Origin of the sequence: Caballeronia sp. AZ1_KS37, assembly GCF_023631165.1 — a bacterium.
Classification (GTDB): Bacteria; Pseudomonadota; Gammaproteobacteria; order Burkholderiales; family Burkholderiaceae; genus Caballeronia; species Caballeronia zhejiangensis.
In genome coordinates this window covers 67,455-84,563 of record NZ_JALQDP010000037.1, presented here as the reverse complement: position 1 = coordinate 84,563, position 17,109 = coordinate 67,455, and the positions used below count along the sequence as shown (strand labels likewise).

At 61.7% G+C, this 17,109-nt stretch carries 13 protein-coding genes; 3 read left to right on the top strand and 10 right to left on the bottom strand.

Annotated elements, in window-relative coordinates; genetic code table 11:
* Window positions 1–68: 68 nt before the first annotated feature.
* From NCS00_RS24720 to NCS00_RS33550, 10 genes are all read right to left on the bottom strand, one after another.
* Complete coding sequence (locus NCS00_RS24720; protein ID WP_250441237.1) at window positions 69–1,244, bottom strand: NAD(P)H-dependent flavin oxidoreductase; 1,176 nt, start codon at window positions 1,242–1,244, stop codon at window positions 69–71.
* 75 nt (window positions 1,245–1,319) lie between these two features.
* Window positions 1,320–1,988 (bottom strand): response regulator, encoded by a 669-nt coding sequence (locus tag NCS00_RS24715; protein ID WP_175982649.1) that lies wholly within the window; start codon window positions 1,986–1,988, stop codon window positions 1,320–1,322.
* A gap of 45 nt (window positions 1,989–2,033) precedes the next feature.
* Window positions 2,034–3,884 carry a type IV pili methyl-accepting chemotaxis transducer N-terminal domain-containing protein gene (locus NCS00_RS24710; RefSeq protein WP_250441236.1) on the bottom strand — a complete coding sequence of 617 codons (1,851 nt, stop codon included), beginning with the start codon at window positions 3,882–3,884 and terminating at the stop codon, window positions 2,034–2,036.
* 18 nt (window positions 3,885–3,902) lie between these two features.
* Complete coding sequence (gene narI / locus NCS00_RS24705; RefSeq protein WP_008349085.1) at window positions 3,903–4,586, bottom strand: respiratory nitrate reductase subunit gamma; 684 nt, start codon at window positions 4,584–4,586, stop codon at window positions 3,903–3,905.
* Window positions 4,583–5,260: a nitrate reductase molybdenum cofactor assembly chaperone gene (narJ, locus tag NCS00_RS24700; protein ID WP_250441235.1), complete on the bottom strand. Its 678-nt coding sequence runs from the start codon at window positions 5,258–5,260 to the stop codon at window positions 4,583–4,585. The genes narI and narJ overlap by 4 nt, the downstream gene beginning before the upstream one ends.
* A gap of 13 nt (window positions 5,261–5,273) precedes the next feature.
* Window positions 5,274–6,827 carry a nitrate reductase subunit beta gene (gene narH / locus NCS00_RS24695; RefSeq protein WP_250441234.1) on the bottom strand — a complete coding sequence of 518 codons (1,554 nt, stop codon included), beginning with the start codon at window positions 6,825–6,827 and terminating at the stop codon, window positions 5,274–5,276.
* Window positions 6,824–10,531: a nitrate reductase subunit alpha gene (locus NCS00_RS24690; RefSeq protein ID WP_250436897.1), complete on the bottom strand. Its 3,708-nt coding sequence runs from the start codon at window positions 10,529–10,531 to the stop codon at window positions 6,824–6,826. The genes narH and NCS00_RS24690 overlap by 4 nt, the downstream gene beginning before the upstream one ends.
* 204 nt (window positions 10,532–10,735) lie before the next feature.
* Window positions 10,736–12,124, bottom strand: coding sequence for a NarK family nitrate/nitrite MFS transporter (locus NCS00_RS24685; protein ID WP_250441233.1), 1,389 nt, complete (start codon window positions 12,122–12,124; stop codon window positions 10,736–10,738).
* A 2-nt stretch (window positions 12,125–12,126) separates the two neighbouring features.
* Complete coding sequence (locus NCS00_RS24680) at window positions 12,127–13,377, bottom strand: MFS transporter (RefSeq protein WP_250441232.1); 1,251 nt, start codon at window positions 13,375–13,377, stop codon at window positions 12,127–12,129.
* Between the two features lie 98 nt (window positions 13,378–13,475).
* Entirely contained in the window at window positions 13,476–13,814 is a 339-nt protein-coding gene (locus NCS00_RS33550; protein ID WP_350029734.1) for a P-loop NTPase family protein, read from the bottom strand.
* Here NCS00_RS33550 and NCS00_RS33545 point away from each other — a divergent pair.
* From NCS00_RS33545 to cyoA, 3 genes are all read left to right on the top strand, one after another.
* Window positions 13,714–14,949, top strand: a complete 1,236-nt coding sequence (locus NCS00_RS33545; RefSeq protein WP_350029731.1) for a peptidoglycan DD-metalloendopeptidase family protein — start codon at window positions 13,714–13,716, stop codon at window positions 14,947–14,949. The two genes, NCS00_RS33550 and NCS00_RS33545, sit on opposite strands and share 101 nt — an antisense overlap.
* Window positions 14,950–15,003: 54 nt before the next feature.
* A complete protein-coding gene (locus NCS00_RS24665) occupies window positions 15,004–15,528 on the top strand; it encodes a septal ring lytic transglycosylase RlpA family protein (RefSeq protein ID WP_372492540.1) in 525 nt (174 codons plus the stop codon).
* A gap of 695 nt (window positions 15,529–16,223) precedes the next feature.
* Entirely contained in the window at window positions 16,224–17,108 is an 885-nt protein-coding gene (cyoA, locus tag NCS00_RS24660) for a ubiquinol oxidase subunit II (protein ID WP_008349099.1), read from the top strand.
* The last annotated feature ends 1 nt before the right edge of the window (window position 17,109 follow it).

The window sequence follows — 17,109 nt, the reverse complement described above, 5'->3', positions numbered from 1 at the left end:
CCCGTTCCGAGCCAATAGGAACGGGACGATCGGTCACGGCTCGCAGCGAAACACGATGTTTCCGCTTCTCAGCACGCCGCCGGGGACGATTTTGTCGCGCCCGTCAACAGGAGTTCGATCAGATCGCGCACGTTGCGGATCGCTGCGCCGAACGGCAGTTTTTCGCGCCCGCGGAAGAACAGTCCATTGCCGACGTCGCCCCGCAATGCCGCGGCAAGCCGCGTATCGATGCAGAAATGCCCGAATTTCTCGATGCCATCGCGCAAGCCGCACGCGCTCAGGCATTCGAGCGCCGACGGACACGTCTGTTTGCGCGCGCCGATTTTCGTTCGAATGCGTTCTTCGTTGCGCAGATAGCGCATGAGCCACGGCGTCTTGACGGCGCGCGCGGGCAGGCCGGTCACGCTGATGAACTCGACGATATCTTCGGGCTCCGCCTCGACCAGCACGCGCTTGAACTCCGGATGCGCGTCGCCTTCCTCGGTGACGGCGAACGGCGTGCCGACCTGCACGCCGTTGGCGCCGGCCGTGAGCCACTTGCGCACGGCTTCATGGCTGTTGATGCCGCCCGCGACGATCACCGGCACATCTTCGCGCTTGAGTCCGAGCGCCGCAAACGATGCATCGAGTTCCTTCAGAACGCGCTCGAAGCCGAAGCGCTCGTCGTTCATATCGGCGACGTCCGCGACGCCGAGATGGCCACCCGCGTGTCCGGGATGCTCGATCACGATGGCGTCGGGCAAGCGGCCTTTCTTCATCCATTTCTTGAGGACGAGCGTGACGCCGCGGCTATCGGAGAGAATCGGAATGAGCGCGATATCGCAACCTTGCGTGAGATCGGGCAAGTCGAGCGGCAGGCCCGCGCCCATCACGATGGCATCGGCGCCCTCTTCGCACGCCACGCGCACGTAATCGGCGTGCGCGCTCACGGCTTTCATCACGTTCACGGCGATCATGCCGCGTCCTTGCGACAACTCGCGCGCCGACTTGATCTCGCGCGCGAGCGCGATGAGGTTGGCGCGCTCGAGCGTCGGCCGCGAGTGGTCTTCGCGGCACATGGCGAGCAAGTCTTCGTGATGATGACGCAAGTCGATGCTCGCGATGGTGCCGACCGCGCCTTCTCGCGCGACGCTGCCCGCGAGCCGATGCGCGGAAATGCCGACGCCCATGCCGCCCTGCACGATCGGCAGCACATTGCGGCCGCGAATCGTGAGCGGCGCGAAAGAATGATCGTGAGAGGTCATGGGCAAATCAGTTTGATGTGAATTCATGGTGTACAGCTTGATGTGATCCGAGCTTCGATGCAGCGCGACGACCGTTCAAACGGCTTCCGTTGCCTGCACCGCATCGTGCCCGACCGCGTAGATCGCGACCTGCACGCGGCTCGTGAGATTGAGCTTGCGCAAAATGTTGCGCACGTGGATCTTCACCGTGCTTTCCGCGAGCATCAGCGAGCGCGCGATTTCCTTGTTGCTTGCACCGTGCGACAGTTCGCGCATGATGTCGCGCTCGCGCGTAGTGAGTGGATCGGCGGCGACCGCTGGAGCGGGAACCGGCGCTGCCTTCGGTGCACGCATGCTTGCGATGAGCTTCGCCGTCATGTCGTCCGCGATGACGGGCTGGCCCCCCGCCGCCTTGCGGATCGCGCTTGCGAGCGTCTCCGTTTCGATGCTCTTGAGCAGATAGCCGCACGCGCCATCGCGCAATGCCAATGAAAGTTCGTCGAGATCTTCGGATACGGTCAGCATGACGACCGCCGTTTCCGGTACGTCCTGCACGAGCAACTTGAGCGTTTCGAGGCCGGATAGTCCGGGCATGTTGAGATCGAGCAAAATCACGTCCGGGCGAAATTGCTTGGCGCGCTTGAGACCTTCGAGCCCGTCGGACGCTTCGCCGACGACTTCGAAGTCTGACTGCCGTTGCAGGAGCGCGTGAACGCCTGAGCGAAATAACGCGTGGTCGTCGATCAACAGAATGCGGATGGTCATGACACAACTCGAAGCAGCTCTCGAAGCGAGCGCGCGTGACCATATTCAGACAGCCTGACGCGCCGGGGCGGGCAAGACGAGTTCGACGCGCGCCCCGCATGCTGGCGCTCCGGTCAGCCGCAGAATTGCGCCGAGCCTTTGCGCGCGCTCGCGCATGATATGAAAGCCGACATGCGTCTCGCCAAGGACGGCCATCTCCTTTGGATCGTAGCCCTGACCATCATCTTCGACAAGGAGGCTAAAGTCACGACCATTGACGATCGTCACGAAAACGCGCTGAGCTTCCGCGTGTTTGCGAATGTTCGACAGCGCCTCCTGCAAAATGAAAAGCACTTGCAACTGCTGATCCGGCGGCAAAGGCAAGCCGCCTTCCTCCCGATAATCGAGCGATGGCGCAATGCCCGTTTGCATGCCAAAGCGTTCGACGGATTCGTTTACCGCCCGCCTCAGATCGCCGGTGCCGAGCCTAGTGCGGAAATTCATCAGGAGTTCCCGAACGTCGTCGTAGCTTTCCGCCAATCCGCCCGTAAGCATAGGCACGATTTCGCGGATTTCGTCCATGCGTTCTTCGCGCGTGGCCGCATCCAGAAGATGTACCTGCATCTTCATGAAGTTCAGGCTTTGCGCGATGCTGTCATGCAAGCCCTGCGCAACGAGATTTCGCTCCTCCGACACCGCAAGCTGCCGCGCCAATGCCGCAAGCCGTCGGTTCTTGAGCGCTGTGCCGAAGTGCGTGCCGAGTGTTTCGAGCAAGTGCGCTTCGGTTGCGGGAATAGTCCGCTCGCCGCCGAAGTGCAGCGAGAACGCGCCGAGCTTCTCGCCTTGCGAAACGATGCTGAACGCCGCGACGCTCGCGAAACCCGCGCGTTGGCATGAACGCTGCGCGCATGCGCAGGCGTCTGCGGCGAAGCAACTTTCGTCCTGAAGCAGCGCGGCCGGCAATCCTTCCGAGCCGATCAGACGCACTTGACCATCTTCGGTGAAGAGACGAACCGCCGCGCCGTCCGCGTCGAATTGACGCATGAGGCGTGCAAGAAAGCCTCGGCACAGCGCATCGACGTCATTCGGCTGATTCACGAACGCCGCCATTTCATAAAGGGCCGTCAGTTCGCGGTTCTGCGCGGCCAGCTCGGCGGTCTTCGCTTCGACCCGGCCCGCAAGGGCGCGATAGAGCGTCTGCAATTCCGCGGCCATGCGATTGAAGCCCGCGGCAAGATGTCCGAACTCGTCCTGCGTTTCGACGGGCAGACGCGCATCGAACTCGCGTGCCTCGATGCGCGCAAGCCCGTCCTGCAAGCGCTGAACGGGCACGACGATCCACAAGAAGAGCAAATAGACGATCGCCGCGGTGCCGATACACGCCATCGCCGCAAGCGCCATCTGCGACGTGCGCAGCCACGCGGTCTTGCGTGCGTTCTCCCGCTCGATCAAGCCGACGAGGTCGTCGGCGCCAGTGACGAAAGTGCGCAATTGCAGCAGATAGCGCGCCACCGCCTGTGGGTCTGCGCTCGCCATGCCCTCGCGAACATCGGGTTCGAGTCGCGAATGCCACGCGTTCGCGACGTGATCGAACTGTCGGCGCACATCGACATCGTCTGGAAGGAAGAGCGGGCGCGCTGGATCGCCTTTACGCAGGCGGTCGAGCGTTGCGTTCATCTGCTCGATCTGCAGTTGCAGCAACGGCGATGGCGCCTTTTCACCCTTCAATAGCGCAATTGCGACTGCGTTCGCGCGCATGCGCAGGCTGCCTGCGTCGTTGATCGCGGCGCCTGCACCCTGCAGTTGCCATGAGAGCCAGAGTGTCCCGCCGATCATCGCGAGCACGAGAACCAGCGACACCATCGACAGCGTGACGATGCGTGTGGTCAGACGTTCGCGAAACGACGACAGGAACATGCTTCTCGATCAAGGGAATCAGCGGCTGCGGACCAATTGCCAGGCCCGCCCAAGATAGCCGAGCGAAGCGAAGCCGCTCCACACATGCACGAGACGCGTGAACGGGAATATCACGAAGAGACTCATGCCCATGAACAAATGTATACGGAAGAGCAGCGGCGCATCTGCGACATAGTGCGCGGCATCGGCTCTGAACGTGAAGATGTGCTGGGCCCAGGTCATGAGCCGCACCATCATCGAGCCGTCCATGTGACCGGCCGATACGCCAATCGTCGATAGACCCAGGAGCAGCGTGATCAAGATCCACAGCAACAACACGCGGTCGCCGACTTTCGTCACGGCGGACAGGCGCGCGCTAGTCAAGCGTCGATGCAGCAAGATCAGCAATCCTGCGAGGCATAACGTGCCCATTACACCCCCAGCGATCATTGCGAATACCTGCTTGACGCTATGCTCGACGCCGAGCGCGTCCCATACGGCGACCGGCGTGAGCAGGCCGACGAGATGCCCGAAGAACAGCCCGAGAATCCCGACGTGAAACAAGATGTTGCCAAGTCTGAGATTGCCGCGATCGACGAGTTGGGTGCTATCCGCCTTCCACGAATATTGCTCGCGTTCGAAACGCACGAAGCTGCCGAAGAGAAAGATGCTGGCGGCGATATACGGATAGATACCGAAAAAGAAGGAGTTGAGCATGTTCATCGTGCGTCCTTTGCGGCAAGAGCGGCCGCGCCGGCAGTCATTGCGCCGCGCGGATGAAAGCGAATGGTCTGCGTATCCTGGCGCATGTGCGGTGCGAGCAGCGGCTCGACGCCGTCCGCGCCCGGACCGAAGGTTTCGAGCATTTCGTCCATGTCGCGCACGGGCGGCTGCGCGAGCGGACGCGGGTCGACCGTCGCGAGCTCGCGCAACACCGCGAAAACCGTGGCATACGGGCTCTCGTTGCGCGCGAGACGTTCACCGATGGCATCGAGCACATGAATGGCGTCATTGAGCAGCGACTGCGCGCGGGCCGGCTCGATCGCGCCCAGCGCTTCGAGAAAAAGCGGCACATAGTCGGGCAATTCGTTCGATTCGATATCGAGGCCGAGACCGCGATACTCGTCGAGCAGATCGACCATCGCCTGACCGCGATCGCGGCTTTCGCCATGAACGTGTTCGAACAGATGCAGCGAATGCGACGGATTGCGGTCGAACGTGGCCACGTATGTAAGTTGCACTTCGATCAGCGGACGCTTCAGCGACGCGATGAGCGGTGCAAGGCGCGTTTGGGCCTGCGGCCAGTCGTGCAACGCGGCTTCGATTTCTGGCAGCGCGTCAAGAAGCGCGGGCTCGGGATAATCGAGCAGCGCGGAAAGTATGGAATAGAGCGACATGTGTGATCCTCGGTCAGCCTTCCTGCAGTGCCTTCTTGCGCGACTTCGGCAACGCCGCGTAACTTACTTCGCCGTGCGTTCGCGATCCGAAAAGCGATCCGTCCGATACCCCCGATGATCCGCAATTGCCGAACGAGAAACCGCAACTGCCCTTTTCGTCAAAGCTGTCCTGCGCCATTTCCTTGTGCGACGACGGCACGACGAAACGGTCTTCGTAGTTGGCGATCGCCATCAATTGATACATCTCTTCCACTTGCGACGCGGTGAGGCCGACATCGTTCAGCACGGCGTCATCGTTCACGTTGTTCACGTTCTGCGCACGCTTGAACGCGCGCATCGCGAGCATGCGGTTCAGCGCGGAGACGATCGGCGCCTCATCGCCGGCGGTGAGCAGGTTCGCGAGATAGCGCATGGGAATGCGCAAGCTCTTCACGTCCGGGATCACGCCGTTCATGCCCATGTGACCGGCATCCGCGGCCGACTGGATCGGCGAGAGCGGCGGCACGTACCAGACCATAGGCAGCGTGCGGTATTCCGGATGCAACGGGAACGCGACCTTCCACTCGCACGCCATGCGATACACCGGCGAGCGCTTCGCCGCGTCGAGCCAGCTTTGCGCGATGCCCTGACGGAGCGCTTCCGCCTGAACTTGCGGGTCGTGCGGATCGAGGAACAGATCGAGTTGCGACTGATAGAGATCCGTCGTCGCTTCGACCGACGCAGCCTCGGCAATGCGGTCCGCGTCGTACAGCATCACGCCGAGATAGCGGATACGGCCTACGCAGGTTTCCGAGCACACCGTCGGCTCACCCGCTTCGATACGCGGATAACAGAACACGCACTTCTCGGCCTTGCCCGACTTCCAGTTGAAATACATCTTCTTGTACGGGCAACCGGACACGCACATGCGCCATCCGCGGCACTTGTCCTGATCGACGAGCACGATGCCATCGTCTTCGCGCTTGTACACCGAGCCCGACGGGCACGACGCCACGCATGCCGGATTCAGGCAGTGCTCGCACAGTCGCGGCAGATACATCATGAAGGTGTTCTCGAATGTCGAGTACATCTCCTTCTGCACGTTTTCGAAGAGCGCGTCGCGTCCGCGCGAATCGAATTCGCCACCGAGATCGTCTTCCCAGTTCGGACCCCAATGGATCTTGTCCATCTTCCTGCCCGTGATCGCGGACACCGGGCGCGCCGTGGGCGGCGTTTCCGAAAGCGGCGCGTTCTGCAGGCGCTCGTAGTCGTATGTGAACGGCTCGTAGTAGTCGTCGATGGCAGGCAGATTCGGATTCGCGAAAAGATTCGCGAGCACTTTCAGCTTGGGCCCTTGGCGCGGCTCGATGCGTCCGTCGCTTTTGCGAATCCAGCCGCCGTTCCACTTCTCCTGGTTCTCCCACTGCTTCGGATAGCCGATGCCCGGCTTCGTCTCGACGTTGTTGAACGACGCGTACTCGACGCCATCGCGCGATGTCCACACGTTCTTGCACGTCACCGAACACGTATGGCAGCCGATGCACTTGTCCAGATTCAGGACCATCGCCACCTGGGCGCGGATCTTCATGATGCTGCTCCTTCCTTCAGCGGGCCTTCGAGCCAGTCGACTTTCTTCATCTTGCGCACGATCACGTATTCGTCGCGGTTGCTGCCCACGGTGCCGTAATAGTTGAAACCGTAAGCCTGTTGCGCATATCCGCCGATCATGTGCGTCGGCTTGAGCACTGTGCGCGTGACCGAGTTATGGATACCGCCGCGCATGCCGCTCGTCTCCGCGCCCGGCACATTGATGATCTTTTCCTGCGCGTGATACATGAGGCACATTCCGCGCGGCACCCGCTGACTGACGACGACGCGCGCCGTCAGCGTGCCGTTCACGTTGAACACTTCGACCCAGTCGTTGTCCCTGAGACCGGCTTCCTTTGCTTCCGCTTCCGAGACCCACACATGCGGGCCACCGCGCGACAGCGTGAGCATGCGCAGGTTGTCCGTGTACGTCGAGTGAATGCCCCATTTCTGGTGCGGCGTGATCCAGTTCAGCACCAGTTCGTGCTCGCCGTTAGGCTTTGCACCGAGCATCGGCGCAATGGTTTTCGTGTCGATCGCGGGCTTGTAGACGCACGAGCCCTCGCCGAAATCGAGCATCCAGCGGTGATCCTGATAGAACTGCTGACGCCCCGTGAGCGTGCGCCATGGAATCAGTTCGTGAACGTTCGTGTAGCCCGCGTTGTAGCTGACTTCTTCCGACTCGAGCCCGGACCATGTGGGCGCGGAAATGATCTTGCGCGGTTGCGCCTGAACGTCGCGGAAACGGATCTTGTCGTGCTCGCGACCGAGCGCGAGGTGCGAATGATCGCGTCCCGTGATCTTCGAGAGCGCTTCCCACGCCTTCACCGCGACGTGGCCGTTCGTTTCAGGCGCAAACGTGAGAATCATCTCGGCGGCGTCGATGGCCGTCTCAAGACGCGGACGTCCCTTGCTCTGACCGGATAGATTCCCGAGCTCTTCGACTTCGTACGCCGTATTCCAGTTGATGCCCTTGCCGCCGTTCCCTAGTTTCTCCAGCAGCGGACCGACCGACGTGAACTTCTCGTAGATCGCGGTGTAGTCGCGCTCGACGACCGTCATCGAGGGCGCGGTCTTGCCCGGGATCAGGTCACATTCGCCGCGACGCCAGTCCTTCGGCTCGAACGCCTGGCCAAGTTCGCCCGGCGTGTCGTGCATGAGCGGCGTGCAGACGAGGTCCGTGCGCGTGCCGAGATGCTTTCCGCCGATTTCCGCAAACTTCTTCGCGATGGTCTTATAAATTTCCCAGTCGCTCTTGCTTTCCCATAACGGTTGCACCGCTTCTGACAACGGATGGATGAACGGATGCATGTCCGACGTGTTGAGGTCGTTCTTCTCATAGAACGTCGCGCTCGGCAGCACGATGTCGCCATAGAGGCAAGTCGTGCTCATACGGAAATCGAGCACGGTCAGCAGATCGAGTTTGCCTTCCGCCGCGTCGCGCACGTTCACTTCGCCGGGTTTGATCGCGTCGGCCTCATCGCCGAAGAGCGCGTTCTGCGTGCCGAGAAGATACTTCAGGAAGTATTCGTGTCCCTTGCCGGAGCTGCCCAGAATATTCGAGCGCCACACGAACATGTTGCGCGGGAAGTTCGCCGGATTGTCGGGGTCGTCGCATGCGAAATCGAGCTTGCCCGACTTGAGTTGCTCCACCGTGTATTCAATCGGATCGCGACCCGCGCGCTTCGCGGCGTCGACGATATCGAGCGGATTCGCACCGAGTTGCGGCGCCGAGGGCAACCAGCCCATGCGCTCGGACTTCGCGTTCATGTCAAGCATCGAGAGATTCTCGTAACGCGACTTGTCGGCGGTCGGCCCGAGAATTTCGTCGACGGCGACTTTCTCGTGACGCCATTGGCTCGTATGGTTATAGAAGAACGACGTGCCGTTCATCTGGCGCGGCGGACGCGACCAGTCGAGTGCGAACGCGAGCGGCGCCCAGCCGAATTGCGGACGGAGCTTTTCCTGGCCGACGTAATGCGCCCAGCCGCCACCGCTCTTGCCGACACAGCCGCACATCATCAGAAGGTTGATGATGCCGCGATAAATCATGTCGTTGTGATACCAGTGATTCAGCGCTGCGCCGACGATCACCATGCTCTTGCCTTGCGTACGGTCCGCATTGTCGGCGAACTCACGCGCCACCTGGATCACGAGATGGCGTGGCACGGTCGTGTGCTTTTCCTGCCATGCGGGCGTGTACGGGGTGTCGTCGTCATAGGACGTCGCAACGTTCGCGCCACCGAGGCCCTGATCCACGCCGTAGTTCGCCATCTGCAAGTCGTACACGGTCGCAACGCGCGCGCCCGTGCCGTCTGCGAGCGTGATGCGCTTCACCGGCACGCGACGCGCGAGCAGTGCGTCATGCTCCGCGCCGAAGTATGGGAAGCTCACCTCTGCAATCTCGTCATGAGCGTCGATCAGCGACAGGCACGGATCGATGTCGCGACCCGAACCGCCGTCCTTCTGTTCGAGGTTCCAACGGCCGACTTTCGCGCCGTCGTTGTGATTCGCCTCGCCCCAGCGGAACCCGATCGTGCCGTTCGGCGCGACGATCTTGCCGCTCGTCTCGTCGATGACGAGCGTCTTCCATTGCGGATTGTTCGCTTCGTCGAGATCGTTCTGCAGTTGCGATGCGCGCAGGAAATGATCGGGCACGAGCGTGCCTTCGTGTTCGCGCAGCACGACGAGCATCGGCATGTCGGTATAGCGCTTCACGTAGTCACGGAAGTACGCTGACTTGCCGCTCGCGTGGAATTCCTTCAGCACGACGTGGCCCATCGCCATGGCGAGCGCGGCGTCCGTGCCCTGCTTCGGCGCGAGCCAGATGTCGCCGAACTTCACCATTTCGCCGTAATCCGACGACACCGCGACCGTCTTCGTGCCCTTGTAGCGCACTTCGGTGTAGAAGTGCGCGTCGGGCGTGCGCGTCTGCGGCACGTTCGAGCCCCAAACCATCAGGTACGTGGAGTTGTACCAGTCGGCGGATTCGGGCACGTCGGTCTGCTCGCCCCAGATTTGCGGCGATGCGGGCGGCAGATCACAGTACCAGTCGTAGAACGACAGGCATGCGCCGCCGATCAGGCTCAGATAGCGCGCGCCGGCCGCATAGGAAACCATCGACATCGCTGGAATCGGCGAGAAACCGATCACGCGGTCAGGCCCGTACTTGCCAATGGTGTACGCATTCGCCGCCGCGATGATCTCGCTCGCGGTGTCCCAGTCGGCGCGCACGAAACCGCCGAGGCCGCGCACGCTCTTGTAGCGCTTTGCCTTCACGGGGTCTTCGCAAATGGACGCCCACGCCGCGACCGGATCGAGCGTCTTGCGCGCTTCGCGCCACATTTCGATGAGACGGCCGCGAACCATCGGATGCTTCACGCGCTGCGCGGAATACACGTACCAGCTATACGACGCGCCGCGCGGACACCCGCGCGGTTCGTGATTCGGCAAATCGGGGCGCGTGCGCGGATAATCCGTCTGCTGCGTTTCCCACGTGATCAAGCCGTTCTTCACGTAGACCTTCCACGAGCACGAGCCCGTGCAGTTCACGCCATGCGTGGAGCGCACGATCTTGTCGTGCTGCCAGCGGCTGCGATAGCCGTTTTCCCATTTGCGGTCTTCGTTCACGACCGCGCCATGTCCATTCGAGAACGTGGACTTGATGCGCGACATGAACTTCAGCCGATCCAGAAAGTGACTCATCCGTTTCTCCGGGCGTGGCGGCCATGCGCCGCCATGAATACGTTGATTCGAGTGTAGGGACGCGATCGCCGCGCGCCCATTCCCCGAAAGGAGGCGTCGACGCGCATCAGACGGACTAGTGCGCGTACTCCTTTCGGACTAGGTCTATCTCCGCGCACGCGGACGAACTTGAGGCCCGACTACGCGCCCCGCGTGCCGGAGGGTTCAGCAAGGCATGTCCGCATTGCGGCGTGCGTAGCAGAACCACGTCACCGCCGCGCACAGCGCATAGAAGGCGATGAAGCACCAGAGCGCGGTGTCGGGCGAGCCGGTCATGCTCATCGACGTGCCAAAGCTGCGCGGAATGAAGAAGCCGCCGTACGCGCCGATTGCACCGGCAAAGCCGAGCACCGCCGCCGATTCCTTTCCCGCTTCGTGCAGCGCCTGCTTTTTCGCCGAGTCGGAGTCGCCTTCGGCTTCGCGCTGCTTCTGCGTCAGAAAGATCACGGGGATCATGCGGAAGGTCGAGCCGTTGCCGATGCCCGTCAGCGCGAACAGTGCGATGAACATCGCGAGGAAGCCGGCGAAGTTGCCGCTCGCGCCGTCGTGCGGCAGAAACGCCATCACGCCGAACACCGCCGCGATCATCGCGATGAAGGTCCACAGCGTCACGCGCGCGCCGCCGAGGCGATCCGAGATCCAGCCGCCGACCGGCCGCGTGAGCGCGCCAGCGAGCGGCCCGAGGAACGCGTAAGCAGTGGGATTGACCGATGGGAACTCAGCCTTCGTCAGCAACGCGAGGCCCGCCGAAAAGCCGATGAACGAACCGAACGTGCCGATGTACAACAGGCACATGAGCCAGTTGTGCTTGCGCCGGAATATGACGGCCTGTTCGGCGAACGAGGCTTTTGCATCGGCGATGTCGTTCATCCCGAACCAGGCCGCGAGCGCCGAGATGACGATGAACGGCACCCAGATGAAGCCCGCATTCTGCAGCCAGATGCTGTGCTCGACGCCGTTCACGTCGTAGGACTGGCCTGCGCCCGCGAATGCGCCGAACACGCTCGCCGAGATCACGAGCGGCGTCACGAACTGAACGATCGACACGCCCAGATTGCCGATGCCCGCGTTCATGCCCGTCGCGAAACCCTTCTTCGCCTTCGGGAAAAAGAAGCTGATGTTCGCCATCGACGAACTGAAATTCGCGCCGCCGAGGCCGCACAGCAACGCCAGAACGAGCAGCGTCGGATAGCCCGTCGACGGATCGCGCAGCGCCAAGCCCATGCCGAGCGCTGGAATCAGAAGACTCGCGGTGGAGAACGCTGTAAAGCGGCGTCCGCCGAATATCGGCACGAGAAACGAGTAGAAGATGCGCAGCGTCGCGCCAGAAAGCGGAGGCAACGCGGTGAGCCAGAACAACTGGTCCTTCGTGAAGTGAAAACCACCCTTATCGAGATTGACAACGACGACGCTCCATAGCGACCACACGGCGAACGCCAGCGCGAGCGCGGGAATCGAGATCCAGAGGTTGCGGCGGGCGACCGATTCGCCCGTTGCGCGCCAGAAGGCGGCGTTCTCGGGATCCCAGCGAGTGAGCAGATAGCGTGAAGACATGGTTAGTGCTTGGGTTGAAACGTGAAGTGCATGCAGATGAGACTGACCGCGGTCGCGCCGAACATCAGCATGAAACAGGTGGTACGCACGCCGGTGAGGTCGACGAGCAAACCAAAGAGAATCGGCAACAGGAAGCCGGCAAGTCCGCCCGCGAGGCCGACGATGCCCGACACGGCGCCGATGTTCGTCGAGAACTCGTCCGACACGAACTTGAACACCGACGCCTTGCCGACCGCCATCGCAACGCCGACGACAAACATGAGCACCGTATAGGCGACCGGTCCCATTTCGATGTGGAACGTGCGCGGGCCGTCTTTCGCGTGGACGACGAAATCCGTCACCGGATAGCTCAGCAGGAAGAAGCACGCGAGCGCGACCCACATGACGATCCAGGTCGTGCGATACGCGCCGAAGCGGTCCGACATCCAGCCGCCGAGCGCGCGCAGCACGCCGCCCGGCAACGAGAAGCAAGCGGCGAGAAACGCGGCCTGTTCGATGCCGAAGCCGTACTGATTCACGTAGTACTGCGGCATCCACAATGCGAGGCCGACGTAGCCGCCGAACACGACCGAGTAGTACTGCGCGTAACGGAGCACGCGCCGGTCTTTCAGCACGGTCATCTGCGCGGCGAAACTCTGCGTGCTGGCGCTGCGATGCGCGGGATTGGATGCCGACACGAACCAGAAGACGATCGCGGTGAAGAGCATCGCGACGGAATAGACCTTCGGCACGATCGTCCATGTGCCCGCCGCGAGAATCAGCACGGGCGCGACGAACTTGGTCAGCGCCGCACCCGAATTGCCCGCGCCGAAGATGCCCATCGCGAGGCCTTGACGCGACTTCGGGAACCAGCGCGCGACATACGGCGTGCCGACTGAAAACGACGCGCCCGCGACGCCGACGAACAAGCCGAGCACGAGGAATTGCCACAGTTCGGTGGCATAGCCGATCAGCCAGATCGGCACGATAGTGACCGCCATCGTGCAGAAAAAGACGATGCGGCCGCCGAAACGGTCGGTCCAGATGCCGAGCGGCACGCGCAGCAACGAACCCGTGAGCACCGGCGTCGCGGCGATGAGGCCGAACTCGGTATCGGTGAGATGAAGCTGCTTTTTGAGAGGGATGCCGAGAATGGCGAAGACCATCCAGATGGCGAAGCAGATCGTGAATGCGAAGGTGCTTGCGCCGAGCACGCGCCAGGCGCGCGTGTCGGTCGATGCTTTTGTAGCGAGGGTTGAGTCGACGACGCTCATCGTCCTTTCCTTGTCGTTGTAACTTTCCCGACAAGGGTAAGGAGCGTCGCGCGAGACGCCTATCCGCCGTGCGGATGCGGCGGCGCTGTGCCGCTAGCTCATGCGGCGTAGTCCGGACGGAGTAGTGCCTGTCGCGTCACGCGTTCTGCGATGCCAGCGCGATGCAACTCGCCGGATCGATCGAAAAATGGATGGTCTCCCGGACCGGCGTTTTGTGCGATGGATGCACACGCACGAGCACGATCTCTCCGCCGATCATGAAATCGGTCGTGCCGAAGCTCGAAACGCATCCTGTCGCGTAGCTTTGCGTCGAGGTTCGAGAGCGGTTCGAACACCATGCCGGACTTGCGGCGATTCGGCGGTACGAAGGTCTCGTCGCGCGCCGAGAAAACGGTCACGCCGTTCACCGAAATCGATCCGCCGACCGGACGTTCCAGCCCGGCAATGGAGCGCAGCGTCGTCTTGCCGCAACCGCTCGGGCCGAGCCGCGTGGAACGCGATATGGCTGCTTTCATCGCGTCGAATGTCAGTTCCAAGCGTGGCGCCCGGCGAGCGCGCCTTTTTTTAACCACCGCATCGTCAAAGAGTGTCAACCGACGGTGTAACGGTCAACGCCGGACGCAAAACACCGTTATCCGCAATGACGAATTGCCGCTTCGCCTCGTGCAATTTGAGATAGAGCGATGTTCAGCAGATTCGAACTCGCTGCTTCCGCCGCCGCTGGCTTTTGCCGGCGTCGCATCCGCCAAACACTCCGATCAACACCACCAGCGCGGCATGGCAAAAGTGCGCCACTTCGCCTTTTTGCCGGCACCGAAGCTCAAAGAAGTCCAAATGATTAGCTCTGTCCAATCGCGCCGCCTGTCGTGCGCAGCATGTCTTGCCGTCGTCTTCAGCTTCGTTCTTGGCGGATGCGCCAGTCGAACGCTCGAGCAGACCGCGACCAAGCCAGCTTCGCAAACCGACGCTGCCGCTGCCCCGGCGGCACCTGCCGGCTTCTACCGCGTCACAGGCGCGGACACCCTCGCTTCGATCGCAGCCGCCTACGGTCGCGACCCGAACGCGATTGCCGCCTGGAACGGGCTTTCCGCCAGCACTCCACTGACGAACGGCCAACTGCTGCGGGTCGGTCCGCCATCGGCATCGGTTGCCGGCTCGGACGATTCCACGCAGCGGAGTGTGAACGCAACACGCTGCCGATCCGATTCCTTGTCCTGGCCGATAAAGGGCCCAATCCTGAAGCGCTTCGGTGTGGACGGGGTCCGGGGCGTTGTCATCGGTGGCGCAGCGGGAGACACGATCCGTGCGGCGAAAGGAGGACGCGTGGTGTATGCGGGTAACGAGATCGCGGGCTACGGCAGCCTCGTAATACTGAAACATGACAGTCGCTACCTGACTGCCTATGGCCATATCCAAAACGTTCTGACCAAGGAAGGGGCCGACGTAACGAAGGGGCAAGCCATCGCGACGATGGGCGCTCAAACGAATGGTCAGCCATCGCTGCTTTTCGAGGTGAGACGGGATCGTCAGCCAGTCGATCCCCTGCCCTACCTTTCCGACTGCGCTTCGTGATCCGTCGAACGTCAGGTCAGGTTACTTGCTCTCGAACAAAGCGATATGCACCGAATGAACATGCTTCAGCCGCGCATCCTCAGCGCCTTCGCCTGCATCCTGTTGATCGCCGGATGTGCAGCCTCTCTGTCGGAGCAAGGCAATGAGGGCGCTTCGACAAACCAACCGGCGAGCGCATCGAGCCTTCCGGTTCAATCCGCAAACGACGATTGCGTTTCGACCGAAATCACTTCATCCGACCGGCCGGACGAGACACCGACCGCGCGCGCGTACCATCAAGCCGGGATTGCATCCTGGTACGGGCGAACGTTTCACGGTCGACGCACCGCCAGCGGCGAGCGCTTCGACATGTATGCCATGACAGCGGCACATCGCACGCTACCGCTCGGATCGTGGATCCGCGTCACGCTTCCGGGAGGGAGCCCGTCCGTCCTCGTCCGAATCAACGATCGCGGTCCGGTTTCACGCAACAGAATCATTGATCTGTCATACGGGGCAGCCGCTGCGCTGGGCATTGTCCGGCGTGGTTCGGCCCAAGTCGAATTATCGACCGATTCCGGTTTCCATACTCCGTCGTAGACTGCCGCTCCCATGTCTCGACTCTCACACAAGCGGGCAGCGTCCCCCCGCCTCCCGCTCACCAAGGCAATGCTCCTGCCATTGCCGCCTATGCACCGCAACTCATGACGCGCCGGTCTTGCATCTTCCTGTTCGTGCTGACCTACCTTCTGGGTTGCGTCCTGGCTGCGATGGACACCAAGGGGAGTCCGATCGACGTGATGCAGGCGACCATGTCCGCATGGAGCGCTTCGAACCGCGAAGCCGTTGCCGATGCGAACCAGCGACGGCGCGATGAAATCGAGCGATCGAATGCCATTCGGGAATCCCGGCCTCTCGCCGGGCTTTAGCGATAAGAACCGGAGAAGGCTCCTGAGCCGTGGCTTCACCTAGGCACGCGGCTCGGCTCCACCACGTGAGACGATCGAACCCGGCGAAGTTATCGCGGCGATCCATCGCGCGGCTCGAACACGCTTTGACGTCGCTTTATCACACTCGCAATTCCATCCCTTCGTTGTAGACTCGCCTGCTCCTTTCGGAGTAGGCAAAAAGTTCCGCCTTCGCGCGACACTCCGTCGCATCAACTTGATCTGAAACAAAATTTCAACCATTCGCGTCATCGCGAAAAATCGCGCGTGGCATGATCTTGACGCGGCGCAAAGCCGTGCAACGGCGTTCTTCCCGGGACGCTTCGATCATCGAAACCAGCGAATGCAATGAATGAAAATACCCAACGTTTAGCAGTGCCATTGTTATCGGGGTTGATAGCCAGTCTTTGTCTTTCGGGATGCAAGCTGGAGGTGTTGGACTCGAAAGGCGTGATTGGCGCAGCGGAATCGTCGCTGATCGCCACCGCGACTTACGCCATGCTTCTCGTCGTAGTCCCGGTGATCCTGCTCACCCTGTTCATCGCATGGCGCTATCGCGCGTCCAACACGAAGGCCACGTATGCGCCGAAATGGGCGCATTCCACGGCCATCGAAGTCGTGGTCTGGGCGATTCCCGCAGCCATCATCCTGTACCTCGGCATCCTCACGTGGAAAACCACGCACGAGCTCGATCCGTACAAGCCGCTGCAATCCGAAGTCAAGCCGATCAACGTCGAAGTCGTGGCGCTCGACTGGAAGTGGCTGTTCATCTATCCGGATCTTGGCGTCGCGTCGGTGAACCAGCTCGCGTTCCCGGTCGGCACGCCGGTGAACTTCCGCATCACGTCCGATTCGGTGATGAATTCGTTCTTCATCCCGCAACTCGGCAGCCAGATCTACGCGATGGCGGGCATGCAGACGAAGCTGCACCTGATGGCCGATCACGCAGGCGACTACGCAGGCATCTCGGCGAACTACAGCGGCAAGGGCTTCTCCGACATGAAGTTCCGTGCACTGGCCATGTCCAACGAAGACTTCGACGCGTGGCTGAAGCAGGTCAAGAACGCGCCCGAGAATCTGAGCATGGACGTCTACGCCGGCGTCGCGCGTCCGAGCGAAAAGGTCGCGGTGCGCTACTTCTCGACCGTCGATCCGAAGCTCTTCAACAACATCGTCGCGAAGTACAACTACGGCAACTCGGTCGTAGGCGCAAATTGTGTAACCAAGGGGTAAG